The 1,607-nt window shown below is 52.5% G+C and carries 1 protein-coding gene; it reads left to right on the top strand.

Features of this window, described 5'->3' with window-relative positions; all coding sequences use genetic code 11:
* A partial coding sequence (locus tag QUA47_RS10320; RefSeq protein WP_445302500.1) for a calcium-binding protein occupies window positions 1-1,392 on the top strand: 1,392 nt, incomplete at its 5' end.
* Window positions 1,393-1,607 lie beyond the last annotated feature (215 nt).

The raw sequence follows: 1,607 nt of genomic DNA, 5'->3' as shown, positions 1-1,607 counted from the left end.
AATAGCGGCGGGACAACAACGGGGCCATTGCCGGTACAGGTTCCGGGTACGAGTCCGAGTCCGACTGCGGGCGCGACAACTCCGAGTCCGAGTCCTTCGATCGTCCCGCTTCCAACTGCGGTGCCCCCAACTCCTCCGCCGTTGGGTGGCGGGCCGACTCCGCCGAGTTTTACATCTCCGACTCCTAACCAGCCGCCGATCGTGGAAGCTGGCAAGACGGTGACTGGTTTGCAGAATTTGCCTCTGTCTCTGAGCATTTCGGCGCCCAGCGACCCGGAGGGCCAGCCACTGTCGATCGCGGTAGTCGGACTTCCCAATCCTACTTTTGGTCAGGTAATTACGGGTACGAGCCCCCTCACCGTGAACCAAAAGTTAACCGTTCAGGATTTACTTGGGCTAAAATTTCAACCTGGAACAAACGCGATCGGGCCAGCCGGTTCTTTCAGCTACAGCGTAGCTGACGACCAAGGCGGCACGGCAGCAGCGTCAGTCGCAATTAACATCAATTCTTTCGATACCTCTGTAACTGTTCCAACTACCCTGTCGCCGATTGCTGTCAATGACGGCATCATATTTACGAGTACGAATAATTCGCAGCCCACTTTCATCGACGTGCTGGCCAACGATTCCAGCCCGCAACAAGGATCGCTCAACATTATCAATGTCAGCACACCGCAACTGGGGATAGCTGTAAATCTTGTCTCTCAAGTGCAATTCATCCCCGGCAACGTAGCGGGTACAACTGCTTTCACCTACAGCGTCAGCGACGGAGTGGGGACACTTCCGGGCGTAGGTACTATCACCGTCCAAATCTTGCCTGCAGATAGCGGGCCTAACAATTTGGTTGGGGGTTCTTTGCCGGACAATTTGAACGGTTTGGCGGGCAGCGATACTATTGATGGTCAAGGCGGCAACGATACGATTAACGGCGGTGTGGATAACGACGTGCTCGTAGGCGGCCTCGGCGCAGATACCATGACGGGGGGCGGCGGCAGCAATCAATTCCGCTATACCAGCCCTGCACAAGGTGGGCCTGCCTTTGATGCGGCTTCTTCGGCGGCGATCGAGGCTGCGATCGCGGCGGGCGGATACGATGTGATTACTGATTTTAACGGTCTCGGTGTGCCGATCGCCGATCAGTTTAATTTTGCCCCAGGATTCCCCAATCTCAGCAATGGCAGTCAAGTTCTGCTGAATGTGCAGACAACTGTTTCTGCAAATATTCTGGGAGGAACTGCTTTCTTGTTTGCTTACGATTCCGGTGGCAATACTTACATCATTTATGACGGCAATGGCAATAACGTTGCCGGTGCTGATTCTCGCATTTTGGCGAAGTTAAATGGTGTAACTGGGGTTTCTTCTCTTTCGGGATTTGACTTCACGTTTATCTAAAAAGATAAGAGGTTTGAAACCGCAGATTAACGCAGATAAACGCCGATTGTCTTGGCTTTATCTGCGTTAATTTGTGTTTAGCTGCTGGGGGGGTAACAACCAGCCTGAAACCCCGAGCTGGTGAGGATTGAGCCAATTTGTGGTAAAAAAAGATAGGCAGCATAATTGCTACACGCTTGCCTATCCAAAAAATAATGATACCAACATTTTACCAG

This window comes from Microcoleus sp. MON2_D5 (assembly GCF_036701905.1).
In the GTDB taxonomy this organism is placed as follows: Bacteria; Cyanobacteriota; Cyanobacteriia; order Cyanobacteriales; family Microcoleaceae; genus Microcoleus.
Note: the sequence above shows the minus strand (reverse complement) of the source record. Positions and strands in the feature narration are given on the sequence as shown.